The organism is Alteromonas profundi, assembly GCF_010500865.1.
In the GTDB taxonomy this organism is placed as follows: Bacteria; Pseudomonadota; Gammaproteobacteria; order Enterobacterales; family Alteromonadaceae; genus Alteromonas; species Alteromonas profundi.
On the sequence record NZ_JAAAWN010000008.1, the window covers coordinates 82163 to 107769 of the forward strand.

Genomic DNA, 25607 nt, shown 5'->3' on the forward strand with positions numbered 1-25607 from the left:
GCTATAACTTTACTCGCTTATTAACACTCGCGCGCAGATTGGAAAACACGCTGCTTATGAGGTGGGATAGTGCCCATATGAACGACAATAAAAGTGCGCCTGCTAGGGGATAATAAAACAACGCTGTAAGTGGACGCATCTTGCGGGTTTCCCCTTTAATCGGCTCTAAGGTATCAAGGGTGGCGTAAATAGATTCTAATTCATCCACATCACGTGCCCTAAAATACTCTCCGCCGGTTGATTGCGCGATATCCCTTAGCATGTCTTCATCAAGTTCTTGTGAAGGGTTTACCTGGCGAGTGCCAAAGAAGCTTTGGATAAGCATTTGATCAGCGCCCACCCCTATGGTGTATACTTTAACGTTTTTATCCATTGCGAGGGTTTTGGCCTGTTCGGGGGTGATATTGCCGGCCGTATTTTGCCCATCCGTTAGCAGAATAAGTACATTATTCGACTCATCCTTTGCATCAAAACGCTTCACGGCTAAACCAATGGCATCGCCGATAGCAGTTTGCTCGCCAACTAAACCTATCACCGCCTCAGATAAAAGAGTAGACACTGTATCTCTATCATAAGTAAGAGGCGCCTGTACGTATGCGGTATCAGCAAATAGAATGAGCCCTAATCTATCGCCCACCCGTCTTTGAATAAAGTCAAAGAGTACCGACTTGGTCATAGTCAATCGGTTAACCTGTCGACCATTTAATTGCATATCATCAATTTTCATGCTGCCAGATAAATCCACGGCAAGCATCATTTCTCGGCCCTCGTTGGGTATACTAACAGGCTCGCCAAGCCATTGCGGCCGCGCCGCCGCAGCTAACAGTAACAACCAAATTAAGCTGGCGAGTAGCATTAAGCGTGTATTAGATTTCACTGGGGTATCTAAACGGGACGCCTCAGGTCGCAGACTAGGTACGCGCAAAGCGGCTAATGCAGTTTTTTGTTTTGGTTTCACCAGCCAGCGAATAATTATCGGTAAAGGGGCAAATAGCCACACCCACCACCAAGCAAACTCAAGCATGTGTTGTCTCCTTAGCATGAGAGACATGAGAAGGCGCTGTAGAGGAGGGAGAGAATGAACCATGCCGTAGCCATAAATCAGCCGCTGCTATGCAGGTTTCAAATTGAGCGTTATCTTTCACCGGTGCGTACAGTTGTGTTTGCAGTGTATCTAGCCCAGCTGCAAGCTTTTTATTATGTTTATCTGCAATATGGTGAAGCATAAATTGGCGCCAACCATTGCCGTACAACTTTGCCACCTCTTCGCGGGAGAAATAGTACAAAGCGGTTCGCTTAAGCACTTCATTAATTTGCATAGGCCAATTTTCATCAGTGTCTTTAATTAATGTGAGTAAGTGCCTTGCCTCTTTTCTAGGCCGATTAAAGGCACGCTTGCGCTTCCAGTAAATGAAGAACCCTATAAGCACGCCCACTAAACTTAAGATAAGCAACCACCAACCCCAATCGAGCGGCCACCAGTTAATCTCTGTAGGGGGATGTATATCTTTGAGTTGCGCAAGGGGATCTTGCCCAGGCATGGGTTGCGTTACTTGCATTACATGCGCTCCCTTTGTAACCCTTGTAACTGCGTATCAAGGGGGCTCCCAGCTGTAATATGATAGCGGGCAACATTGGACTGTTTAAGCTGTTGTTCCATGTTTACTCTGGCGTTGGTACGCCACTGCGCGTAGGCACGTTGTTCTTTTTTGTCACCAAGCAGCCAGCGCTGTTGTGTGATGCCATCTGACACATTAACGTCTTGCAAAGTTGAGGTGGCAGGTAAAGCATGTTCGATAGGATCATCTACAATAATCGCGCGTACCTCACAGTGCCTTGATAGGTGGCTGAGGTGTTGTAATGCCGTATCGTTTATATGCTGAAAGTCTGAAACTAAATACACCAAACTTCCAGGGCGGGCTAATCGTCTAGCTCGGGCACAGGCATCAGAAAAGGCATTGGCGCATTGCTGCGGACTAGGTGGCAATGCACTGCTATTGTGATGCACTGCAGTGAGTTCTTTGCAGATATGTAGCACCGCCTTTTTTCGGGTCAATGGCTTTATTTCTTTGTGCGTCGCCTGATTAAAAATAAGCGCGCCCACTTTATCCCCGCGTGCCGCGGCTGACCAACTTATTAAGGCACTAATATGTGCTGCTTGCACAGACTTCGTAAGAAGTTGAGTTCCTACCATCATTGAGGGGAGAAAGTCGCAAAATAGAAATACGGGACGCTCTCGCTCTTCGCGGTAAATTTTAGTGTGGGTTTTGCCGGTTCGCGCTGTTACTCGCCAATCAATGGCTCGAATGTCATCACCAGGTTGATAATGACGCGCTTCGTCAAACTCCATGCCTCTACCTTTATGCTTTGTAAGGTAGCTTCCCGCCAGTTTTGCCTGCGGTGTTCGTTTCGGCGTCAAACTAAAAAGCTTTGCTAACTGTTGATAACGAAGCAATTCGCCAGTAGATAGCGTAACGCCATCACTTTTCAGCATGTCCAGCTGTGATTGTATGTCGCTCATAGCTTATGGAACGGCTACAGTGGCTACAATTTTATCCAGTACATCGTTCACCGTGATACCTTCAGCTTCCGCTTGATAAGACAGAATGATACGGTGTCTTAGAACGTTATGCGCCACGGCTTGTATGTCATCTGGCCCGACAAAGTCTCGTCCGGCTAACCAAGCATGGGCGCGAGCACACTTATCTAAGCTAATGGTCGCTCTTGGACTGGTGCCTAATGCAATCCATTGGGCAAGGCTGTCGTCATACCGCTCAGGCTTACGTGTTGCCATGATCAGCTGTACTAAGTATTGCTCGAGTTCCGGCGCCATATAAAGCCCGAGAGCCTCTTTTCGCGCGGCAAAAATATCTTCTTGCGACAAGGTAGGGGGCATTATGGGCGGAACATCGAGCGCTTCTCCGCGGGTTAATCGTAGAATTTCAAGTTCTGTTTCAGCGTCTGGATAATCTATGTCCACATGCATTAAAAATCGATCTAACTGCGCTTCTGGCAGGGGATAAGTTCCTTCTTGTTCCAGCGGGTTTTGTGTGGCCATTACAAGAAAAAGCGGGGGCAAGGGGTAGGTTTTACTTCCTACCGTTATTTGCCGCTCTGCCATGGCTTCTAACAAAGCCGATTGCACTTTGGCAGGGGCGCGGTTTATTTCATCTGCTAACACGAGGTTATGAAACAATGGGCCTTGTTGGAACACAAACTGGCCGGTCTCGGGACGATAAATGTCGGTACCGGTAAGGTCGGCGGGTAATAAGTCTGGCGTAAACTGTACCCGATGAAAATCGCCATCTATGCCATTCGCTAGCGCGTTGATAGCACGGGTTTTAGCAAGCCCTGGCGGGCCTTCGACAAGTAGATGCCCATCCGCTAAAAGGGCAATGAGAATGCTCTTAGTTAGCGCACTTTGACCAATGATTTGTTGGTCGAGATACTGGTGTAATTGCTGAAACTGCTGTGCCGCCATATTTTCAAACATCCCGTTTAAATTCTAGTTATCAGGAAAATCAATCATTCAATCTTAACTATCTCACACAGGCGTGAGACGATTGACATAAAACAGACTATGGTTTTCATATATGGTTCACTTTAGCAATTCTCAAGGCGTTAAACTTGTTGATTTTCACGCTAGAGTGCTTAATTTCAGCTAGATAGGCGAAAACTTGTGCCGAAGGCTCGTCGATGATGCGCATAATTTGCTATTTTGTTCATAGTTTGTAAAAATCATATCATTACAGGTCAGACCACTTAAATGATTTTAAGCAATGGTCAATAACGTAGGTGCAATATGGCTACAAAACAAACAGTTACTACCCGAGAGGGTGATCGCATCGCCATTGTGGCGGGGTTACGTACCCCATTTGCTAAAATGGCCACGTATTTCCACGGTGTTCCTGCAGTTGATTTAGGCAAAATGGTTGTTAATGAACTGCTGGTACGTAATGGCATTCAAAAAGAGTGGATAGACCAAGTTGTTTACGGTCAGGTTGTACAAATGCCAGAAGCGCCTAACATCGCCCGAGAAATCGTTTTAGGGACAGGGATGAACGTACATACTGACGCATATAGTGTGTCTCGCGCCTGTGCTACCAGTTTTCAATCCACGGTGAATATTGCTGAAAGTATGATGGCAGGAACCATACAGGTAGGTGTGGCAGGTGGGGCCGATTCAACCTCTGTGTCGCCCATTGGCGTGTCAAAAAACCTCGCCCGAGCGCTCGTGGACCTTCAAAAAACCAAAACGCTTGGTCAAAAGCTAAATATTTTTAAACGTCTTGGTCTTAAGGACCTCGCTCCGGTACCTCCTGCGGTTGCCGAGTATTCTACCGGCCTATCGATGGGACAAACCGCCGAGCAAATGGCAAAAAACCATGCTATCTCACGTCAAGAACAAGACAAGCTGGCCCATCGCTCTCATACGCTTGCAGCCCAAAGCTGGGAAGCAGGTAAGTTATCCGATGAAGTAATGACGGCCTATGCAGAACCTTATAAAGGCGCATTGGAACGGGATAATAACGTTCGTTTCGACTCGAGCTTAGAAGGGTATGCCAAGCTTCGCCCTGTTTTTGATAAGAAATATGGCTCGGTTACCGCCGCCAATGCGACCCCTCTAACTGATGGTGCGTCTGCGGTTGTAATGATGACCGAAAGTCGCGCAAAAGCGCTAGGTTATACCCCACTTGGTTATATCAAAAGCTATGCTTTCTCGGCTATCGATGTATGGGAAGACATGTTAATGGGGCCATCTTATGCTACGCCAATAGCGTTAGATCGCGCAGGCATGACGCTCAATGACCTAACGTTAATTGAAATGCATGAAGCTTTTGCCGCGCAAACCCTCGCCAATATTAAAATGTTTGCCAGCGATAAGTTTGCTAAGGAAAAACTGGGGCGTGAAAAGGCGACAGGTGAAATCGATATGGATAAATTTAACGTAATGGGAAGTTCGATTGCTTATGGGCATCCTTTTGCGGCCACAGGTACCCGAATGATCACGCAAATGCTTAACGAATTGAACCGTCGAGGTGGTGGGACTGGGCTAGTCACCGCGTGTGCAGCAGGTGGTTTAGGTGCAGCCATGATTGTGGAGACAGAATAAGATGACTGAACAAACAGAACTTAGCCAAGAACAGCAAACAAATTCGAGCGCTTTTACGTTAACTAAACAAGATAACGGCATCGCTATATTATCTATGGATGTTGCTGGCGAAAGCATGAATACGCTAAAAGCAGAGTTTGGTGATGAAATATCTGCCATGCTTGATGACATCGACGCCGATAATAGTATTAAAGGGGTAGTGGTTACGAGCGGAAAGCCAAACTCTTTTGTCGCAGGTGCAGATATTACTATGCTAGCGGCATGTAACACTGCAGAAGACGCCGCGTCTATCGCTGCCGGCGGCCAAGCAATTTTTGATAGAATTGAAAAAATGTCGGCTACGTTTGTTGCGGCTATTCATGGTCCGGCACTTGGCGGTGGTTTGGAGCTTGCCCTTGCCTGTCATTACCGGGTGTGCACCGACTCACCAATTACGCAATTGGGCCTACCAGAAGTACAGTTAGGTTTGTTGCCAGGCAGTGGTGGAACGCAGCGACTCCCGCGCTTAATCGGCGTTCAACAGGCGATGAAAATGATGCTTACTGGCTCGCCCGCGCGTGCGAAGCAGGCCAAAAAGTACGGAATTGTCGATGATGTGGTGCCATATAGTGTGTTGATTGAGGTTGCAGAAAAATTTGCACTGAAATCGAAACCTCACCGTGAAGCGCCGCAAAAAGGCGTAATGAATAAGTTATTAGAGAACACTGGCCCTGGCCGGAACATGATGTTCAAAAAAGCACGCGAAGCGACGTTTGCCAAAACCAAAGGCAATTATCCTGCTCCAGGCTACATTATTGATGTGATCGAAAGGGGGATGAATGACGGGATGGAAGCTGGGCTTAAAGCGGAAGCAGAAGCCTTCGGTAAGCTTGTTATGACCCCTGAATCATTTCAATTACGGCAGATCTTCTTCGCGACCACAGAGATGAAAAAAGAGCATGGTGTTGTAGGCGTTAAACCCGAAAAGATGAACAAGGTTGGGGTGCTAGGCGGTGGTCTTATGGGCGGTGGGATAGCCTATGTAACCGCCACTAAAGCCGGCGTACCTGTACGTATTAAGGATGTACGAGCTGACGGTATAGCGAATGCGATGAAGTACAGCTACGACATACTTAATAAGAAGGTGAAGAAGCGCTTTATGGCTAAGAGCGAAATGCAAAAGCAACTTTCGCTTCTTACAGGTACACTCGACTACAGTGGCTATCAAGATATAGATATTGTGGTTGAAGCTGTGTTTGAAGACCTAGAGCTAAAGCAAAAAATGGTGGCTGATATTGAAGAGAACTGTAAATCTAGCACTATTTTTGCCTCTAATACCTCATCAATACCGATTACGCAGATAGCAGCAAAAGCAGCGCACCCAGAAAATGTGATTGGCTTACACTACTTTTCACCGGTAGACAAAATGCCATTAGCAGAAGTTATCGCCCACCAAGCTACCTCTGAGCAAGTGATATCTTCTACGGTTGAGTTTGCTAAAAAGCAGGGGAAGACCCCCATAGTGGTAAAAGATGGCGCCGGCTTCTACGTTAATCGTATTTTAGCACCGTACATGAATGAAGCTGCCAGTCTCATTCTGGCAGGCGAGCCAATAGAGCATATCGATAAGTCGTTAGTGAAATTTGGTTTCCCCGTAGGCCCGGTTAAACTTCTTGACGAAGTCGGTATTGACGTAGGCACTAAGATTATTCCTTTCTTGGTAGAGGCGTTCGGTGAACGTTTCACTGCCCCTAGCGCTTTTGACAAAGTGTTAGCAGATGATCGAAAAGGGAAAAAGAACCAAAAAGGCTTTTACACATATCAAGGTAAAAAACCCGGTAAAGAGGTGGATGAAAGTATCTATGAACTGTTAGGTTTATCACCTTCTACTACACGAAGCGAAAAAGAGATTGCAGAGCGTTGTGTAATGATGATGTTGAATGAGGCAGCTCGGTGTCTAGATGAAGGTGTAATACGTAGTGCCCGAGACGGTGATATAGGGGCTATTTTTGGCATCGGTTTTCCCCCTTTCCTTGGAGGACCATTCAGGTACATGGACACACTAGGCATTAGTGAGGTGGTTTCACGTTTGAATCATTACAGCGACACAGTAGACGAAAAATTCAAGCCCGCTGAGATCCTGTGCTCCATGGCAGAAAAGAAAGAAAGTTTTTATTGATATGTAATCAGCATGTAAAAAGCCGGGTGTTTCCCGGTTTTTTTGTGTCTAATCGTCGAAAGTGCTGGTTAATTGACCACTTTTACGTAAAATCTCGGCGGTAATTTTATTCTCTTGTCAAATATTTGGCGAGATACTCAATACGTTAACTCAGTAACGTGCTAAAACCACGAATGGAGGGCAAATGTTAGGCCTTATCGTTTTAAGCGTGCTAAGCAGTATTTTCTTTTATGTCGAAGCGGTGAAGTGGGGGATGAATGCAAAGTGCTGGGGGGCCGCTGCATTAGTGTTAGGTCCATTGTTATACCCAATGTTTAGTATTGCTCGGCACGTTCAGTGGCGCCGCTCTGTGGGCTTTAATAACTTACTTATTATTGCGTAAGGCGTAGTAGGTGAGATATATACGTTAATAATCGGCCTTACAAGGCATTCTTCATACATAAAAAAAGAGAGCAGAGGCTCTCTTTTTTGACGAAATATAGATGATTAGATAGCCTTCGGCCAACCCACACCGTTACCTGATTGAGGGCGGTACTGGTGCGGTTGTGTAACTGTGTCTTGCTTTTTCTCGGGAGCTTTATTCACACCGTCTTGTTTATCAGCAGCAACTGGGGTAGCGGTAGATAGTACTAGTGCAACAGCATACTCTTTTAACATTCTTTTATTCCTCTGATTTTTATTTTTTGAACGAACAAACAAAACCGACAGAAAGGTTATTCATCGGTTACAGAGGATATTGCGAGACCCGTGCCAGTTTTAAAAAAATCAATTATAACAGTGGCTTGGGTCTTTGTTTCGTAGCGGGTGTGGTTTTTTTGACGCTTTTTTATGCTTTCGTTTAATAAACTAAAGTAGGGGTCAAATTTTTGATTGCCCCAGTAGCGTATGAAGCTGTTGATTTTCGGTGAGTAATTTTTCAAACCGTTCGGCATTTAGCGGGCGGCTATAAAGGAAGCCTTGCAACATTTCACAGTCGTAGCGTCGAAGAATAGACAGTTGTTGCTCATCTTCTACTCCTTCAGCCACCACTTTAAGCCCTAAATTATGGGCAATATTGATAATAGCGGCTGCCATATGGCGATCGACGCTGCTTTTGGCAATATCGTCAATAAATGCCTTATCTATCTTTAACGTATTGAGTGGAAAACGTTTTAAGTATGCTAATGAAGAATAACCCGTACCAAAGTCATCAAGGGCAAGATGAATACCTCGTTCACGGAGACGATGCATCATCCTTAAGCCATTTTCTGGGTTCTCCATAAGTGTGCCTTCAGTAATTTCACACTCTAGATGTAACGGCGAAAGCCCTATCTCATTTAGGATTTTGTCGATTCGATCATCAAGGTCGGGCAATTCAAACTGCTTGGCTGAAATATTCACCGCTACGCGTCCGGTAAATACGCCACGGTTAACCCATCGTTTTACATCGGCGCATGCTTTACGCAGTACTTGTTCACCTATTTCAATAATTTGGCCGGTTTGTTCGGCAAGAGGAATGAATTGACCTGGACTAACTATACCTTTTTGCGGATGCTCAAAACGCACCAGGGCTTCCATACTTACTAATTGGCCTGATGCAATATCCACCTTGGGTTGATAGTAAACAGTAAAGAGATCGTCTTTAATACCCTGGCGAATTAAGTTTTCTATTTGAAGCTGGCGTACAGCGTTTTGGTTCATCTCTCCACTAAAGAATTGGTAGCTGTTGCCCCCATTATTTTTAGCAAAATACATGGCGGTATCTGCATTTTTAAGCATTTCTTGGGGCGTGGTACCGTCGTCAGGGAAAAACGCGATACCCACACTTGCGCCAAGTACAAATTCTTGTTTATTAATAATAAAGGGACGCGAAAGGGTATCGAGTAAATTTTGGGCGTAGTGCGTTACTGTGTGAATATCCGCATCGTCTTCTACAAGTACGCTAAATTCGTCACCGCCAAGACGGTAGCAAGTGGCACTTTTTCCTGTAATACGCTGTAACCTTTTGGCAATTTGTTTGATAAGAATATCGCCGGTTTGGTGCCCTAATGAATCGTTAATCTTCTTAAAGTTGTCCATATCTAAACACAAGAGCGCGTGTGTAGAGGTTTTGCGCACTAAGTTTTGATGACTTGCTTGGAAAAATGAACGGTTCGGTAGTTCGGTAAGAGGGTCTATATTGGCTAACTTTAAAAGCTCTTTTTCGGTGCTCTTACGTGAAGTGATATCACTAAATACGCCCACAAAATGACTGATTTTCCCATCTTCGTCATGTACCGCATCTATATTTAACTCCATTTCGTAGCGGTCGCCGTTTACGCGAACAGATTCTACCTCGCCTGACCAATTGCCTTTTGATTTAAGCGTTTTTTTAATTTCTTCGGTAAAAGCCTCTGGATAAAGATGGAAGTTCATATAGCTTGCTAGCGCTTGATCGCGGGTTTCGCCGGTGTATTCACAGTAAGCATGGTTGACAGAAATAAACTTAAACGCAGTATTGGTAATAAAGACGCCTTCGGAGATATTTTCAATAGACCGCTTAAATAAATTAAGTTGCTCTTCCGCTTCTTTTAGGTGGTTGATGTTTTTTAGTGTGCCAGTCATTCGCACGGGTTGCTGATTATGATCGCGCTCAACAACCTTTCCCCGATCTAGCAGCCAAACCCACTTATTATTAAAGGTTCTGGCACGATAGGCAAGTTCATAAAAATCGGTTTTGCCCTCTAAATGAGCCCGTAACGCGTCTTTTACCCGAGGCAAATCGTTGGGGTGAATATTTGCATCGAACGCCCCTGTAGTTCTAATGTCGTCTTGTGGGAAGTCTAGCGTTCCCCAAGTGTTAGCTCTATGTACTTGGCCTCGGTACACATCCCAGTCCCAAAGTTCGTCGCCAGAGCTCCATAGGGTAAGCTTTAAACGTTCCTCAGATTCTTTAATCGCTAACTGATTTGACTTTCTAATTTGATACTGGCGGATTACGAAAGTAAGAAATACCGTGAGTAATAAGGCGTAAAACACTAACGCTACTGTATGCAACCAAGGGGGGCGAGCAATATCTATGGCTAATGTGCGACTGTCTGACCAGAGTTTTCCCGCTTCCTTTGCTTGCACTTCAAATTGGTAATTACCAAAGGAAACATTGTTAAACTGCGCGGTATGTTCACCATCTGCGGTGAGCCAGTGTGTATCATAACCTTGAAGTCGATAGCGATATTCTACCTCTTGGGGATATACGGGGTTGATTAAACCAAAGGCCACACTGAATCTTGATTCAAAATACGCGAGACTGGTTTGGGCTAAGTAGGTAATGTTTTGTTGAAACGATGAATTGTTTTCAGGGGTAGCTGGCGTTGGAGCACTTTCCATTATTTGATTGTGCGCCTGGCCGAACACATTAAATTCAAATAATTCCGGCGTACGGCTTTTCGCCATGGGTTTCGGCGCTTGCTTGAAGCGAACTCGGTTAAACCCCTTGTTACCCCCGAAGTAGATATCACCAGAACGGGTGGCCAGCACAGCACTTTCTCCAAGCGAATTAAACTCTAATTGCATATTCGATATGTTAGCCACTTCCCGTAAAGAGGGGAGTTGGACTTGGTGTACACCCGCGCTATCGGCGTACCAAATAGCGTTATTTATACCAATGGAAGAGAATATGTAACCATCTTTATCGTTGCGTGCTTGTTTACGTTCTACTTGAAAGCTTGCTTTAGAGAGTTCAACAACACCGTCGGAGCGCGTGGTAAGCCAAAACGACTCTGAGGTTTCATAGACACTGTATACCAATGAATTTAAGCCATTTTCAGAATCTAGCCGCTGAATGATCCGCTCGCTCGTAGGGTCGAATACTACAATACCATCCTCGCGCCTTAACCATATATATCCATTATTGTCAGTAAAAATAGGTAAGTGAAACACTTCTACGTCAAGGTCGAGGGTGTAAGATTTAACAAGGGCCGACTCTGAGGCGGCAGAAGCATTGTGCACATTAACCGAGTACAGGCCTTGGTTTACACCCCACACCCATAAGTTATTGCCATCGTAATGAAGATAATCGATAAAGTTACCTTTGAATAGATGTGACTTTAAGTGTAGGTAGCCATCTATATAGGCGTATTGCAATAAGCCGACTGACGACGCTACCCAAAAATGGTTCGCCTCATCAATAATTAGATCCCAGTAGGTGGTTTCTTTTTTCTTAGCCGGTATAGAGGGGATATAACTCACTTTGCCCGAAACATTGTCTAAACTTCCGATTCCATTTTGTTGCGACGCGAAGAAAATATTGCCATTGCTGTCTTCATCAAGCCCCCAAATAATGGCATTTTCCGCACTTTCTTGGGCATCAGTGGTGCTGGGGTGAAACTTAATGCGGGAAAAGTTTTTGTTGTACTTAAAGGCCCCCTGGGAGGTAGCAAGCCACATGCTCCCAAACCTATCTTTTTCTTGCGCGAATATGAAATTTTGGGTTAGTCCCGTCATATTCCCAATATCTGCATCTACATGAATGAAGTCGTCGGTGGATATCTTAGATACTGATATGTTTTTGTTATCTAAAATAAAAAGGCCGTTGTCTTGGGTTCCTAGCCAAATGCTATCTTCGGTTGTTTCTACGCTAAAAATAGCCGTGTTTTTACTCTTGTTTTTAGCTTTAAACTGTAAGTTATTAACCAAACGTCCTGCTGCATCAAGAATAAGTACGCCTTCATTTGTGCCTAACCAGTAATGGCCCTCTATGACCTTAATAGCTTGTGTAGAACTGATATCTAGTACTAGCCCCCATGGATTAACTTCGGACGTTGTATACAACTTTCGCTCTGTTTTGTCGAAAATCTGCAAAGGTGTTTGATGAGACCCAACCCAGATTCTGTTAGGTTCATCAAATATAACTTTTGTATCTACGGGGGTGCTGTGTATCTGAGTGACGATTTTAACAACCCCTGTTTCAGGTGAAAGAGAGTAGAGGTATTTAGGGTCAGTGAATAAAATATCGCCGTTAGTTGACTGAGTTATAGCCGTAACAGAGTCGTATTTCATCACACTATTAGCACGGGTGAAACGCTGGAAGTCGTCAGTGAGGGGGCGGTATTTTGCGAGTCCGGAATGGGTGCCAACCCAAAGTTCACCCGCTCTATCAACCAATAATGTATAGATTAGCCCGCTAGGGAGAGCATGGGGGTCAATATCGGAGGGGTGGTACTGTGTTATATCATAGCCAGAATAACGATTTAGGCCATTCATGGTTGCTAACCAAATATAACCTTTTTTATCCTCCGCAATGTCGAGAACATTCGTACTAGATAAACCGTTTCGGCTGTCTAATTTTGTAAATTGGAGATTCGAAATCTCGATAGCCATAGCGTCGGAGAAAAGTAATCCGAACAACTGCAGCCACAAAAAAACAATTGAGCTAGTTAGGGTTGAGCGCACCTACACACCTTTTGGCATTACGCCTTATCATTATAATTTATATTTAGGACTGGCCGAGTCCCTAACAACCAGAGTAATAAATATGCCCAATTAAGGTGCTCGCTACAAGGACTTTTTATTTTTATACAGGTGATGGTCTATTTGTTGAGCTATCACGGCATTAAAGTAGGTAAAGATGCGTAAATTGCCCACTAATAATAGGGAACCTGTTCCTTAAATGCTGAAATGCTTTCAACTGTGCGATCGCTTGGAGAGTCCAAGGGGGCAAACGAACCGCTAGCGTGCAAAATAAGTTCTCCACAATGTTCACGCTTTGCTAAGCGTTGTGCATACTGCTGAATATCTTCAAATGCGAGGTTTTCAATACATTCAGCCAATTGGGTATTGCGGTTAAAGGCCAAATCTTGGGTGCCTAATGCTACCCACAAGCGCTGAGACTTCATTGACAAGGAGAGATCACGTTCTTCTAACTGTTTCAGCATGTTTTGTTTAATTGTGGGCCAATAAAAGCGATAAAACTCAATTTCATCGAGCTGTTGGAACAAAAAGGCTGTCATAGCTTCTAGAAGGTTTTTGGCTGAAGCGGTTGGGCTTTGTACGTAAAACGCCATGCCGGGGTGCTGGTTATGGGGTACATAGCCCGTGCCAACGATATAACCAAGTTGCTGCTCGGTACGCAGGGCATTGAAAAAGGGGGCCGCTAACATTTGCTCTAATACCATACACAGTGCGGTATCAAAAAGTTGTGCGGTGGGGGCCTGCAAATAAAGGACAACCGCTGCATCTTCATGTTCACAGTGCACATGGTGGTAGAGTGCTTCGCCGGGAAGCAACTTTGACACCGCACGAGACAAAGGCATTCCTGTGGTATTTATACAGTGCTTTCGTAAGCGATCAGTAAAGGTTTGTGCATTCTCTAATGACCAATTTCCATGCATAAAGCTATCTACATAATATTCTTTAAATGCGCGTTCTCGCGCGTCTAGCATTTGCGCGTAACTGGCTGAGGATACGGCATCTAATAGCTCAATTGGTGCGTGGGTATTACGCTGAATAAGCACGCTTAAGCGAGAAAATAGGCGGTTTGTCGGTTTGTTTAACAGGGAGTTTTGGAGCCCCTGAATTTGCAAGGCTTTATAATGGTTAAAGCTTTCCAATGAGGGAATAAAATCCATCACGGTCTGAAGTAATTGTTCAGCTAATAATGTCTGCTGGTCGGTGAAACCTCGGGTATGAATAGTGAAACCTGCTTGGTGGCCATAAATACGATAATGAAGACCTGCTATTTCGGCGCGATAGTACTTAGCTTGTAGATGGTCGTTCAATGCACTTAGCCAAATACGTTTTGCAGCTACAGCTTCAATAGTATTGGTGAAAGCCTGCATATCAAAGGAGATGTAAATATCGCCCTTCGGACTTCTAAACTGGTGATCTTGCGCAAAGCATACCCGCATACCGTTATCGTCATGCAATTTGGTTGGTTTGTCGTAGCCCATCTCAGGCATTACCAAATGATACTCACTGCCTAAGTAAGGGTTTGGAGGGGGTAGGCTTAAGGCGTCTATAACAGGCGGGCGCATACATTTTTCAAGCAAACCTACACTTAAGGGTGCAACACTGTAGTGCGCATCGTAAAAAGCACAGCTCTTGTCGGTATAAACATCAGGTGCGATAACTTTTAGCCGCAAATTGTTTGCATTGAAAAAGGAAAGCGCCTCACTAAGCTTGTGAACATCAAAGCTCCCTATCGTGGTTCTTAAACGGTTTAACTGGTGAGGAGTGAACAAAAAAAGGTGCTGAGCATATTCGCTTATCAAATTTAGCGGTTTTACATTCTCTTCGTAGTTTAATGCCAGTGCGGTTAGTTGTGCTTTTTCTTCATATCGCCAGCGCTCTTCAAGGGCGCCTTTTATTAGGTTTAAGTAACTAAATAAAGCTAATAAAACCTCATGGTATTGAGCTAACCCTTGCTCGGTTAGCTGAAAACTTATATTGAAGTCTTTAAATTTATCCCCTTCGATCCCCGAACCTGCAATCAAATTCAGTGCCCAGTTTTTCTGCTTCAGATAGGCCAATAAGCTGCCTTTCCCCTCATCGCCAAGAAGATGGCTGATGTAATTAAGCGGCTTAGTTTCAAAGTCGTTGTGTATGCCCGGTAGCGCGAAGGTCACTATCATACGGCGAGCCGTTTGTAGTGGCTTAATATTAATTTGTATTCCCAATTGTTGCTTTGTATAGAGGGTCGGCCAGTCGTCTTTGGCCAATTGCCCGGCAGGTAACCCACCAAAGGCCTGCGTAATTAATGCTTCTAATTGTTCAGGCGGAACGGGGCTAGCTATGCACAGGCACATATTGTTTGCGCAATAGTATGTTGAATGAAGCTGTTTTAATGCCTCTCGCAACTCTGGCACAGTGAATTTTGAAAATATGGCATCATTACCTACCGAAAATTTACTAAAGGGGTGGGCAGGGTTGCAGGTTTCTTTATGAATTTGGTAGAGCCTTCGAAGATCGTCTTTTTTCTTAAACTTAAACTCGGCGTCTATAGAGCGAATCTCATTGATTAATGCGTCTTCATCTAAGATGGGTTGGCGCAGCATGTTGGCAAACGCAGGGAGGGTTTGGATTACGGCATCGCCATTACAATGGTAATGGTAGTTAGCGTACTCTGTTCCCGTCCACGCATTTATACTGCCGCCATGTTTCTCAATGTAGTTATTAATGGCGTTGGGCTTAGAGAACTGCCGACTTCCCATGAATAGCATATGTTCTAATAGGTGCGCTAAGCCTTGGCATTCATTGGGATCATAAAAGTGCCCAGCACGCACCGACATAGATACGTAGGACGTATCGCTGTCCGGTTGAGGACAAAGCATGACGCGCAGTCCATTCTCTAAGGTAAAATGATGGGCGTCTTCAAAATTCAAATTATTCTTCACATGATCTCGATACTAAAATTCGGGCCAAAAAATTCAGGAAACCACGAACCGCTTTTCTCCCTGACATGCGATAAGGTAATTTTATACCTAGTGCAAGGCTAATTATGCTAGGCGTAACAACCTCACTCTGCTATCTTTAGCGCATATATTCAATAGTATGCGCAATGTTATGTCAGGTCAAAGCAGCAACGATGACATTTATCTCTTTGTTATGCGTCATGGCGAGGCTGAATCTCCCCGTATAGATGATAAAAGCAGACAGTTAACGTCGTTAGGAAGAGCCCAGTCTACCCAGGCCAGCCAGTGGTTAATTTCGCACTATTGTCCCCAAGGGCATGTAGGTCTCGCCGTGGTAAGCCCTTATCGACGTACCCGTCAAACCTTCGACATGGTGGCGGCAGATATTACTGCTGATAAGCTTGAAATCAGTGATGATGTGGTACCTGATGGCTCAGCCGAATTAGTGGCTGATTATCTGCTAGCGCGGGTGCACAGTGCTTTTCATTCAAAACAGCCGTTAAAAAAAGTGTTGGTAGTGAGCCATATGCCGCTGGTAAGTTATCTTGTGGACGCTTTATGCGATTCTTACACCACAAGTCTTTTCGCGACAGCCTCAATTGCAGTGATCAAATATTCACCGAAAACCCAAAAAGGTACGTTAGTGAGTCACTATCAAGGGCTCTAGTGCCATACTAGCCAGTCACCCTTCTTGTTTTTCTTTCTAATTTAAAATTAAATGCATTTTTTACTGCAGAAGATTTACTTTTGTCCGATAACCCTATTGAGAGCGTCAAAGTTTATTCTATAGCAGGAAGGGAAATGACCACGAAATCTATTCCTGAACTTCTCAAACGATCACTGCAGTCGCATATGGCGGAAGCGGATCTACGTGAAGACGAGGAGATGCAGGAAATTATGGCTAAACTTTCTACGTTGTCGGACAAGGTCGCTGCTGCTAAGGCGCAGGTGCTTGCCCGACGGGCGAAGAAAGTAATCGATGAAGCTTAGTCGTTTAGGCTATCTTCTGACGGCCGATAATATTCTGGCATTACGCGTACCGTTTTTATCATGTTCTCTGTTATATCAACAATTTCAAGAGGATAGCCCGCTAAACGTACGCTAACCTTGTGTTCCGGTATTTCTTCTAGGTATTCAAGCAATAAACCGTTGAGGGTTTTAGGCCCTTCGATAGGTAAGTTCCAACCCATCTCTTTATTAAGATCGCGGATATTGGCACTACCATCTACCAGCACTGAACCATCTTGTTGTAAATGGGCTTCTTTGCTGTGATCCGGCACTATGCTAGTGGTGAAATCACCAATAATCTCTTCCAGAATATCCTCAAGAGTAACTAGGCCCATAATATCGCCATACTCATCTACCACTAGAGCTATACGTTCTTTTTCAGCCTGAAACTTATACATTAAGGTATGCAGCGGGGTAGACTCTGGCGTAAAGTAAATTTCGCGCACGGCACGAAGAAGGCTGGCTTTGGTAAATTGGTCCTTCGACAGCAGTCGCAACGCGTCGCGGGCGTGAACAAACCCTACCGAATCATCGATACTGTCGCGATAAAGCAGAACTCGCGTATGTTGCGCTTGGGTCAGTTGCTTTTGAATTTTTCGCCAATCATCATTGATGTCGATGGCTACAATTTCGGCCCGGGGCACCATGATATCTTCAGCAGTTACATTCTCTAAGTCGAGAATACTCACCAGCATATCTTGGTGTTTTTGCGGAATAAGGCTTCCCGCCTCGTAAACCACGGTGCGAAGTTCTTCGCGACTGAGTGAGTCATCACTACCATTAACAGGATTGATTTTTAGTAGTGCTAATATGCCATTGGTAATACCGTTGATGAAAGCCACAAACGGATAAAGGATCGTAAGTAGTGGCAGTAATATTACTGAACTTGGAAACGCAATTTTTTCTGGATATAAAGCCGCCAATGTTTTAGGTGTAACTTCGGCAAATATAAGCAAGATTAATGTTAAGCCAAGGGTGGCGGCGAAGGGGCCCCAATAGTCGCCGAATAAGCGAATACATATAATGGTAGCTAGGGACGCCGCAGCGATATTTACAAGGTTGTTTCCTATTAGGATTAACCCAATTAGCCTATCGGGTCGGTCCAGAAGTTTTTGAACCCTCTGCGCTGAACGGTTGCCTTCATTTTGTAAGTGCTTTAGTCGATAACGATTTATCGACATCATTCCAGTTTCTGAACTGGAGAAGTACGCTGAAAGTAATATGAGTACGCCGAGCGCGATAAACAGCGTACTCGTTGATATGTCGTCCAACTATTGGTGTCCTATCTGGTAATGGTCTTCAAATGTAGTAATTTGAGGGTAGGGTTTCAAGAAAAAAATGTGATTCATAGGTTGTAACTGCAGGTAAAATTAGCCTTTTGTCACATGTCGGGCACATTATAACAAAATTTCACGCACTAATTTACTACCAAAATAAGCTAGTGATAGTAGCACTACTCCCACAATGGTAAGGGCAATAACTTGTTTCCCCCGCCAACCGCGTAACTTTTGGCCAATTAATAGCCACAAATACACCACTAAGGCGGCGATAGACAGCACGGTTTTGTGAGCGTAGGTTTTATTGAACATGTCATCCAGAAATACAAAGCCACTTAGTAAAGACACAGACAATAAGCAGGTGCCTACCACTAACAACTTAAACAGAATGCCTTCAACTAACATAAGAGGGGGCAAGGAAGAATGCAGTAAGGCTGCGCCTTTCTGTTTTAGGCGGTAGGTTATGTAGGACATTTGAAGTGCGTATAAAAAAGCAATTACTAAGGTGCAGTATGCAAGAAGCGACAAACTAATATGGATAACTAATCCTGGCTGAAGCTCAATATGCATAATATACGACACGGGTATAAGCAGTGAAGCAAGCACACTTAAACACGCAAAGCCAAATACCACAGGCAACAAAATAAGATTAGGAATGGTACGCGCAAATACCAGCATTGACGCGGTAATTATCCAAGAAACCAATGAAAGCACATTGGTGATACTCATATTTTGCCCTGGCGCGCCCATGATAGCGTCAATCAAAAAACAAACGTGCGCAATTACCCCAACACTGGCAATGCCTAAGCCTGCCTTTTTATTTGGGCCTTCTTGATGGAAAAATTTTCCTACTAGCACAAAAGCTGCCACAGCATATAAAGCGGCCGCCACGAGTGCGAAAACGGTGTTCATGATATTTCCTGCATATAGATGGTGTTTTACACCAATGTGGCGGTATTGATACTGTAATTAGCCATTAAATTCAACCATCTCCTTGTTTTTCTTTAAAGCGATGCCACTTCAATAGCCTACCTAGCCTAAGGTTACCGGGACTATCGTGGTAACCTTAGGCAGGGAGGGGCTTTTGGGGCGGCCAAAAGCGAGTGGTGAAATGCCACGTGCAATGAATGTATAAATTCCGTCATTCGAAGGTACGTTCAGCACGCATTTTACGATACAATAACGTCATTACGTCTGAAATAAATAGAAGTTTCATACTATGTTTGAGAATTTATCTGAACGCTTAGGCCAAACATTACGCAATGTAAGTGGTAAAGGGCGTCTTACCGAAGACAATATTAAAGAAACACTTCGTGAAGTGCGAATGGCGTTACTTGAAGCCGATGTCGCGCTACCCGTGGTTAAATCTTTTGTGGCACAAGTGAAAGAGCGTGCCGTTGGAACAGAGGTTACTAAAAGCTTAAAGCCCGGACAGGTGTTCATTAAGATTGTTCAAAATGAACTTGAAGCGGTTATGGGCGAGGCCAATGAAAAGCTTAATTTAGCAACTCAGCCACCTGCTGTCATCTTAATGGCGGGCTTGCAAGGGGCGGGTAAAACTACCTCTGTAGGTAAACTTGCTAAGTACCTCGTTGAACGGGAAAAGAAAAAGGTGATGGTGGTGAGTGCTGACGTATACCGTCCTGCCGCTATTAAACAGCTTGAAACCTTAGCCAATGAAGTCAATGTCGCCTTTCATCCTTCCAGCATAGAAGAAAAGCCGGTGGATATTGTAGAAGGGGCCATTAGCGAAGCTAAGAAAGGTTTCTACGACGTTCTATTAGTCGATACCGCCGGTCGCCTTCATGTGGACAACGATATGATGGGTGAAATTAAGCAGCTTCATAGCGCAATTTCGCCTATTGAAACACTGTTTGTAGTCGATGCTATGACAGGGCAAGATGCCGCTAATACGGCAAAAGCGTTCAATGACGCGTTGCCGCTCACAGGTGTTATTCTTACCAAAGCAGACGGTGATGCTCGTGGTGGTGCGGCACTTTCTGTTCGTCATATTACTGGTAAGCCAATCAAGTTTATTGGTATGGGTGAAAAAGTCGACGCCCTTGAGCCATTCCATCCAGAACGTATTGCTTCTCGCATTTTGGGAATGGGTGACGTTTTAAGCTTAATTGAAGAAGTTGAGCGCAAAGTTGATAAGTCGAAAGCAGAGAAGCTTGCCAAGAAAGTACAAAAAGGCAAAGGCTTTGATCTGCAAGACTTCAAGGATCAACTTGAACAAATGAAGAATATGGGCGGCATGATGGGGATGATGGATAAACTCCCCGGCATGGGCGGTATGGCTGAAAAGATGAAAGATCAGGCCAACGAAAAGCAGTTCAATCAGATGGAAGCGATTATTAATTCTATGACCCCGGGTGAAAGAGCACGCCCTGACATAATTAAAGGGTCTAGAAAGCGCCGAATTGCTGCAGGCTCAGGTACACAAATTCAAGATGTGAACCGATTGCTGAAACAGTTTACTCAAATGCAAAAGATGATGAAAAAAATGTCTGGCGGCGGTATGAAGAAAATGATGCGCCAGATGAAAGGGATGATGCCCCCCGGCGGTCCTGGCGGTCCAGGTGGTTTCGGTGGCGGTGGTTTTCCTCCCCGCTAACAATGGCAATGCCCACCTGTAAAATACTAACCTTTATTCGATAGTTGCTGTTTTCGTCGCGCGCGTTCTTAAGCGCGCGTGTCTTAAGCAGCATATAACGGTACTTATCGCTTTCCTCTAGCAAGTCAATTATCACCTGAACAAAGCCCATGCTAGTTGAGCGGGCTAGACGGCGTACCAAATGCGACTTCCCCTATTTATTGTAAATGTTACAAAAGCGGGTATATCTTTTTCTTCAAGACACTAACACTTTCCAACACAATAAAGCTTCCTAATTCTTATCCCTCTTTATATCTCCCTAAAATTACTCAGAATACTCTTGTATTTATAATTGTGGCATGTCAATTGAACTCTTATTCATTTAAGGCTAGCAAGAGAATGAAAGGTAGGGGTGAACGACTGAGCCCCTAAATAGAGGGAAAATAAATTAGGGATGAAAGGAAGATGACTGACCCAACGTTAACAATACTAATGTACTTTGTCATACCTTTATGGCTAGTGGCAGGTATTGCCGATTGGTTTTGTCATCGTCGAAGCAATATTTCGACCACCAGTGGTGCGAAAGAGTCTTTAATTCACTTATTGATGTTCACAGAGGTGGGCGTGCCTCTAGTGCTCGTACTCCTATTTGAAGTTAATAGCTTCATAATTTTTATCAGTATTCTGTTCTTTTTTCTGCACGAGTTAACTGCACTTTGGGATGTTTCTTACGCAGTAAGTAAGCGAAAAGTAGGGCCCATAGAACAGCACATTCACAGCTTCTTGGAAATGATCCCACTTTTAGCGCTTGTGCTTATCGTCGCCCGACACTGGACGCAATTTACTTCTCTATTTCAGCCCGGTGGTTTTCCCCCGGAGGTATCGCTACAGTTTAAACAAACCCCATTGCCCCCCGTATATTTAATAGTGGTATTAGCTGTAGCATTGATGTTGGAGTTTGGCCCCTATTTGGAAGAATATATTCGTGGCAAAAGAGCCGAGGGTGGCCATGCTCGCCGTTAAAGAAACCTAGCAAGGTCATGCATTGACATAGGTGTGATTTTAATAGCGAGATGGTCACCACATCGTTAGATGAACCAAGTAATAGCAACTTATAGCCGTTTCTACCCAGCCATAAAGAGGTATTAGTATGAACAGTAAACATGAAGATAAGGAAACCAAAAGAGACGCAATGAAAGATTCCGATGCAGAGGCTGCAAGTCCTTATGCCGACTCGGTAGCAGGTGAAGAAGACCCTGGCGCTGCACTAGAGCAATTTGTGGAAGAGCAGCGAAAAGAAAGGAACAAAGAAAAATAGCCGGGCTATTTATACGCCTAACATTGAATTCGTATAAAGGGCACTAGGGGGGGCATAATAGGCCGCTCCTTTTTTTGTCTGTGCTCATCTTCCACCCAACAATTATCCCCTGAGTGTGTAAATTTTTCGCCTGCATTGTAAGTATCTCCCATAACCAACCTGTTGCTAATATTATGTTGTTGTTTTTTATGTTTTTTTCTCTATGGAATCTTACTTGCTTTCCCACCTGCGCAATATCTTTATATTTTCCTAAATAATATTTTTTGTTTGCAAAAGATGTGCGTTTAATTTTTCAACTGCAAGGAACTAACATGGCTGAATCATTTAAGTACGATGGAAATAAAGGACAAGGCGGCGAGTTGCATCAAAAGGCAGGTGATGGATATCCTACCATGACGACCGCGCAAGGCTGCCCCATACATGACGACCAGAATTCGTTGAAAGCAGGTACTCGCGGGCCTACGACGATGGAAGATCACGTGATGCGAGAAAAAATCTTCCACTTTGATCACGAACGCATTCCTGAGAGGGTCGTTCATGCGAGAGGGTATGGCGCACATGGTTATTTCGAAGCGTATGAATCTCTGTCGGACATTACCTGTGCCGAAATTTTCCAAACCAAAGGTAAAAAGACCCCCGTATTCACGCGCTTTTCAACAGTAGCGGGGAATCAGGGATCCCCCGACCTCGCGCGTGATGTTCGGGGCTTCGCGGTTAAGTTCTATACCCAAGAAGGGAACTGGGATCTGGTTGGCAATAACATCCCCGTGTTTTTTATCCAAGATGCTATTAAGTTCCCCGATCTCATCCATTCAGCGAAACAAGAACCGGATCGTGGTTTCCCTCAAGCGCAAACAGCACATGATAATTTTTGGGACTTTGTGAGTTTAAGCCCAGAGTCCACCCACATGCTTATGTGGATAATGTCAGACCGTGCTATCCCTCGCTCGTTTCGTTTCATGGAAGGGTTTGGTGTTCATACATTTAAACTAATCAACGCCAAAGGCGAAATGAAATACGTAAAATTCCATTGGAAGCCGAAACAGGGCCTTCAATCGGTTGTATGGAACGAAGCATTGAAAATCAACGGTGCTGACCCCGATTTTCACCGCCGCGATCTTTGGGACTCAATTTTGGCAGGTGACTTCCCAGAATGGGAATTGGGTATGCAGATTTTCGACCAAGAATTTGCCGATAATTTTGAATTCGATGTGCTAGATGCCACTAAAATCATTCCCGAAGAACAAGTGCCCGTGAAAATCGTGGGTAAAATTGTGCTCAACCAAGTAGTTGACAACTTCTTCGCTGAAACCGAACAAGTGGCTTTTTGCACTCAGAATATTGTTCCTGGCATAGATTTTACTGACGATCCGTTACTGCAAGGCCGTAACTTTTCGTATTTGGATACCCAACTAAAACGCTTAGGCAGTACCAATTTCACTCATCTTCCTATCAATGCGCCTAAGTGCCCCATGCGTCACTTCCAGCAAGATGGCCATATGGCTATGCAGAACCCTAAAGGACGCGCTAACTACGAGCCTAATTCATGGGAAGCAGATGAAACTAATCCGCGTGCATGTCCAGCACACGGCTTTAAATCACATAACGAAGACATAGCGGGTCAAAAAGTTCGTCATCGCTCAGAAACGTTTGCTGATCACTATAGCCAAGCACGACAGTTTTATTTGAGTCAAACCGAAACTGAACAAGAGCACATACGTGATGCATTTACGTTTGAGCTTTCAAAAGTCGAACACTTGCCCATTAGAGAGCGCGTAGTTTCACACCTTTTAAACGTAGATAAAGCGCTAGCCCAAGGAGTAGCGGAAAAGCTAGGATTTAGCGAAATGCCGGCGCCAGCAGAAGCCGCTATGCCTACCAGAGAAGACTTATCTGTCTCTGATCCCTTAAGTATTTTAAAGAATGCTCCACAAACCTTTAAGGGCCGCAAGCTGGGTATTTTAGTTAGCGACGACTTAGATGGCGAGTTGCTTGAGCAAGTGAAAGATGCGTTATCCAAAGAAGGGGCCATGTTCGAAATTGTTGCCCCACAAATTGGCGGCGTTACGTGCGATAAGGGCAATCACATTGAGGCCAATCAAAAGGTTGATGGTGGCCCTTCAGTGTTATATGACGCTGTACTGCTGCTTATGTCTAAAGATGGCGCTACTATGCTTGCTGAGAAGCCAGAAGCACGAGATTTTGTGTCTGACGCGTTTGCGCACAATAAATTTATCGGCTATACCGAGAATGCCATGCCACTTATAAAAGCGGTGTGTCTAGATAGTAAAATGGATGATGGTTTTGTTGATCTTAAGGCGAAAAGTTCAAGCGACTTTATTACTGCCCTAAGGGATGTTCGTTTTTGGAAGCGATAAATAGGCGACACTGGCTTTAACCTATAGATGATGGTGAAAGCTAACGCTAACAATCCATACAGAGCGCGCGTTACGCGCGCTCTTTTTTTCATTCCTCTCATACCCCACAGCTCATCCCATTGAATATTTTAGCAACGTCTATGTATTTATTACTCGCCTGTTGGCTAACGGGTAATAGTTAAAACCTATGTTTTACTTGCGGTTATCCTGCAAAGCTACATTAGCGATAGTTTATACGCCTTAACTAGGGCGCTGCCCGCTTTTTGAAAGCGATTACCGCGTAAAGGCTGAGCTACATCTTCGGCATAGGAAATGCACCTTCTTTAATGTGATGTATTTAAATCCATTCATTCAAATAGGAGGAAGCAGTATGTCGAAGCAAGACCAATACACGTTACAAGACCCTCGAACTCAATATTCGGCTGGCGATACCCACTACAATAGTAATCAACCCGAACCGGCTTTAGATAAAAAACTAGACCCTACCGCAGATCATGGCGAGCAGACCTACCGTGGTACAGGTAGGCTCGCGGGGCGTAAAGCGCTCATTACCGGGGGAGACTCTGGTATAGGACGCGCAGTAGCGATTGCTTTTGCCCGTGAAGGTGCTGACGTTGTTATCAACCATTTACCTTCAGAACAAAAAGATGCAGACAGTACGATAGAGCTGCTTCAAGAAGCTGGCGTAAAGGCAAAATCAATTGCCGGAGATATTAAAGACGAAGCGTTTTGTTCTTCATTAGTAGACTCTGCAAACAGTTTCTTAGAGGGGTTAGATATCCTTGTCAATAACGCAGGCAAACAGCAGCACGTTAAAGATTTAGACGACCTGAGCAGTGAACAGTTCAAAGCTACATTTGAAACCAATATTTTTGCCATGTTTTGGCTAACTAAAGCTGCGGTTAAACATATGCCCCCAGGCGGCACTATCATTAACTCAACATCTATCCAAAGCTACCAGCCCTCGCCGGGTCTATTAGATTATGCCTCTACAAAAGGAGCTATAACTTCCTTTACCAAGTCCTGTGCGAAAAAGCTTATTGAAAAAGGTATTAGGGTAAACGGTGTCGCACCGGGGCCTATTTGGACACCCATTCAACAAAGTGGGGGCCAAGCGCCGGAAAAACTCCCTAATTTTGGCGAAGACACGCCCATGGGGCGCCCAGGCCAGCCAGCTGAACTTGCTCCTGCCTATGTGTTTCTCGCTTCACAAGAATCAAGTTATGTAACGGCTGAAATAATAGGTGTTACAGGCGGAAAACATCTTCCATAGAAAGGGGCTGCGTGTTGCAGCATCGTCTAGCGGCGCGCCGTAAAAAATAGAGCGTAGATGAAGCCGCACACTACGTAAAAAAGGCGATGTTGGACTATCTCCAACATCGCCCCTATCTAT

General features: G+C 44.6%; 19 protein-coding genes. 10 read left to right on the forward strand and 9 right to left on the reverse strand.

Translation table 11 applies throughout. From position 1 onward, the window contains the following. Window position 1: 1 nt before the first annotated feature. The 4 genes from GTH32_RS07965 to GTH32_RS07980 are packed head-to-tail and all read right to left on the reverse strand — an operon-like array spanning window position 2 to window position 3481. Window positions 2-1024 (reverse strand): vWA domain-containing protein, encoded by a 1023-nt coding sequence (locus GTH32_RS07965; RefSeq protein ID WP_163084705.1) that lies wholly within the window; start codon window positions 1022-1024, stop codon window positions 2-4. After that, a complete protein-coding gene (locus tag GTH32_RS07970) occupies window positions 1017-1559 on the reverse strand; it encodes a DUF4381 domain-containing protein (RefSeq protein WP_163084706.1) in 543 nt (180 codons plus the stop codon). The genes GTH32_RS07965 and GTH32_RS07970 overlap by 8 nt, the downstream gene beginning before the upstream one ends. Further along, on the reverse strand, window positions 1559-2521 hold the full coding sequence (locus GTH32_RS07975) for a DUF58 domain-containing protein (RefSeq protein WP_163084707.1): 963 nt from the start codon (window positions 2519-2521) through the stop codon (window positions 1559-1561). Before GTH32_RS07975 ends, GTH32_RS07970 begins: the two co-directional genes overlap by 1 nt. 3 nt (window positions 2522-2524) lie before the next feature. After that, complete coding sequence (locus tag GTH32_RS07980; protein ID WP_163084708.1) at window positions 2525-3481, reverse strand: AAA family ATPase; 957 nt, start codon at window positions 3479-3481, stop codon at window positions 2525-2527. A 321-nt stretch (window positions 3482-3802) separates the two neighbouring features. On the opposite strand from GTH32_RS07980, the gene fadI reads away from it, so the two are divergent. The 3 genes from fadI (at window position 3803) to GTH32_RS07995 (ending at window position 7653) form a co-directional block, all read left to right on the forward strand. Next, on the forward strand, window positions 3803-5113 hold the full coding sequence (gene fadI / locus GTH32_RS07985; RefSeq protein WP_163084709.1) for an acetyl-CoA C-acyltransferase FadI: 1311 nt from the start codon (window positions 3803-3805) through the stop codon (window positions 5111-5113). A gap of 1 nt (window position 5114) precedes the next feature. Next, window positions 5115-7271, forward strand: coding sequence for a fatty acid oxidation complex subunit alpha FadJ (gene fadJ, locus GTH32_RS07990; protein ID WP_163084710.1), 2157 nt, complete (start codon window positions 5115-5117; stop codon window positions 7269-7271). A gap of 184 nt (window positions 7272-7455) precedes the next feature. Further along, entirely contained in the window at window positions 7456-7653 is a 198-nt protein-coding gene (locus tag GTH32_RS07995; protein WP_163084711.1) for a hypothetical protein, read from the forward strand. Between the two features lie 104 nt (window positions 7654-7757). On the opposite strand, the gene GTH32_RS19365 is transcribed toward GTH32_RS07995, so the two are convergent. The 3 genes from GTH32_RS19365 to GTH32_RS08005 form a co-directional block, all read right to left on the reverse strand. Continuing rightward, window positions 7758-7928, reverse strand: coding sequence for a hypothetical protein (locus GTH32_RS19365; RefSeq protein WP_203565413.1), 171 nt, complete (start codon window positions 7926-7928; stop codon window positions 7758-7760). A 201-nt stretch (window positions 7929-8129) separates the two neighbouring features. Next, entirely contained in the window at window positions 8130-12680 is a 4551-nt protein-coding gene (locus GTH32_RS08000; RefSeq protein WP_163084712.1) for an EAL domain-containing protein, read from the reverse strand. 191 nt (window positions 12681-12871) lie between these two features. Then, entirely contained in the window at window positions 12872-15619 is a 2748-nt protein-coding gene (locus GTH32_RS08005) for an insulinase family protein (protein WP_163084713.1), read from the reverse strand. Window positions 15620-15788: 169 nt separating this feature from the next. Here GTH32_RS08005 and sixA point away from each other — a divergent pair, with 169 nt between their 5' ends. Together sixA and GTH32_RS08015 are read left to right on the forward strand one after the other, a co-directional pair. Then, the gene (gene sixA / locus GTH32_RS08010) at window positions 15789-16304 is read left to right on the forward strand and encodes a phosphohistidine phosphatase SixA (protein ID WP_246223179.1); all 516 of its coding nucleotides are present in this window, start codon (window positions 15789-15791) and stop codon (window positions 16302-16304) included. Between the two features lie 134 nt (window positions 16305-16438). Continuing rightward, a complete protein-coding gene (locus tag GTH32_RS08015) occupies window positions 16439-16627 on the forward strand; it encodes a hypothetical protein (RefSeq protein ID WP_163084715.1) in 189 nt (62 codons plus the stop codon). Here the strand turns inward: GTH32_RS08015 and GTH32_RS08020 are convergent. Next, window positions 16624-17916 (reverse strand): HlyC/CorC family transporter, encoded by a 1293-nt coding sequence (locus tag GTH32_RS08020; protein WP_163084716.1) that lies wholly within the window; start codon window positions 17914-17916, stop codon window positions 16624-16626. The two genes, GTH32_RS08015 and GTH32_RS08020, sit on opposite strands and share 4 nt — an antisense overlap. A 126-nt stretch (window positions 17917-18042) precedes the next feature. Beyond that, window positions 18043-18834, reverse strand: coding sequence for a cytochrome C assembly family protein (locus tag GTH32_RS08025; protein ID WP_163084717.1), 792 nt, complete (start codon window positions 18832-18834; stop codon window positions 18043-18045). Window positions 18835-19141: 307 nt separating this feature from the next. Between GTH32_RS08025 and ffh the strand changes: the two genes are divergently transcribed. The 5 genes from ffh (at window position 19142) to GTH32_RS08045 (ending at window position 25487) form a co-directional block, all read left to right on the forward strand. Further along, window positions 19142-20539 (forward strand): signal recognition particle protein, encoded by a 1398-nt coding sequence (gene ffh / locus GTH32_RS08030; protein WP_163084718.1) that lies wholly within the window; start codon window positions 19142-19144, stop codon window positions 20537-20539. A gap of 444 nt (window positions 20540-20983) precedes the next feature. Continuing rightward, window positions 20984-21541 (forward strand): diguanylate cyclase, encoded by a 558-nt coding sequence (locus GTH32_RS08035; RefSeq protein ID WP_163084719.1) that lies wholly within the window; start codon window positions 20984-20986, stop codon window positions 21539-21541. Window positions 21542-21668: 127 nt separating this feature from the next. Further along, window positions 21669-21836 (forward strand): hypothetical protein, encoded by a 168-nt coding sequence (locus GTH32_RS19370; RefSeq protein ID WP_203565414.1) that lies wholly within the window; start codon window positions 21669-21671, stop codon window positions 21834-21836. Window positions 21837-22147: 311 nt separating this feature from the next. Next, window positions 22148-24214, forward strand: a complete 2067-nt coding sequence (locus GTH32_RS08040) for a catalase (RefSeq protein WP_163084720.1) — start codon at window positions 22148-22150, stop codon at window positions 24212-24214. Window positions 24215-24584: 370 nt separating this feature from the next. Continuing rightward, window positions 24585-25487 (forward strand): SDR family oxidoreductase, encoded by a 903-nt coding sequence (locus GTH32_RS08045; RefSeq protein ID WP_163084721.1) that lies wholly within the window; start codon window positions 24585-24587, stop codon window positions 25485-25487. Window positions 25488-25607: the final 120 nt, after the last annotated feature.

Coding starts and splice junctions, on each gene's coding strand:
- GTH32_RS19370 (WP_203565414.1), top strand. CDS start 21,669: ATGAACAGTAAACATGAAGATAAGGAAACCAAAAGAGACGCAATGAAA.
- GTH32_RS07970 (WP_163084706.1), bottom strand. CDS start 1,559: ATGCAAGTAACGCAACCCATGCCTGGGCAAGATCCCCTTGCGCAACTC.
- GTH32_RS08025 (WP_163084717.1), bottom strand. CDS start 18,834: ATGAACACCGTTTTCGCACTCGTGGCGGCCGCTTTATATGCTGTGGCA.
- GTH32_RS07995 (WP_163084711.1), top strand. CDS start 7,456: ATGTTAGGCCTTATCGTTTTAAGCGTGCTAAGCAGTATTTTCTTTTAT.
- ffh (WP_163084718.1), top strand. CDS start 19,142: ATGTTTGAGAATTTATCTGAACGCTTAGGCCAAACATTACGCAATGTA.
- fadI (WP_163084709.1), top strand. CDS start 3,803: ATGGCTACAAAACAAACAGTTACTACCCGAGAGGGTGATCGCATCGCC.
- GTH32_RS07965 (WP_163084705.1), bottom strand. CDS start 1,024: ATGCTTGAGTTTGCTTGGTGGTGGGTGTGGCTATTTGCCCCTTTACCG.
- GTH32_RS08045 (WP_163084721.1), top strand. CDS start 24,585: ATGTCGAAGCAAGACCAATACACGTTACAAGACCCTCGAACTCAATAT.
- GTH32_RS07980 (WP_163084708.1), bottom strand. CDS start 3,481: ATGGCGGCACAGCAGTTTCAGCAATTACACCAGTATCTCGACCAACAA.
- GTH32_RS08035 (WP_163084719.1), top strand. CDS start 20,984: ATGACTGACCCAACGTTAACAATACTAATGTACTTTGTCATACCTTTA.
- sixA (WP_246223179.1), top strand. CDS start 15,789: ATGTCAGGTCAAAGCAGCAACGATGACATTTATCTCTTTGTTATGCGT.
- GTH32_RS08040 (WP_163084720.1), top strand. CDS start 22,148: ATGGCTGAATCATTTAAGTACGATGGAAATAAAGGACAAGGCGGCGAG.
- GTH32_RS07975 (WP_163084707.1), bottom strand. CDS start 2,521: ATGAGCGACATACAATCACAGCTGGACATGCTGAAAAGTGATGGCGTT.
- fadJ (WP_163084710.1), top strand. CDS start 5,115: ATGACTGAACAAACAGAACTTAGCCAAGAACAGCAAACAAATTCGAGC.
- GTH32_RS19365 (WP_203565413.1), bottom strand. CDS start 7,928: ATGTTAAAAGAGTATGCTGTTGCACTAGTACTATCTACCGCTACCCCA.
- GTH32_RS08015 (WP_163084715.1), top strand. CDS start 16,439: ATGACCACGAAATCTATTCCTGAACTTCTCAAACGATCACTGCAGTCG.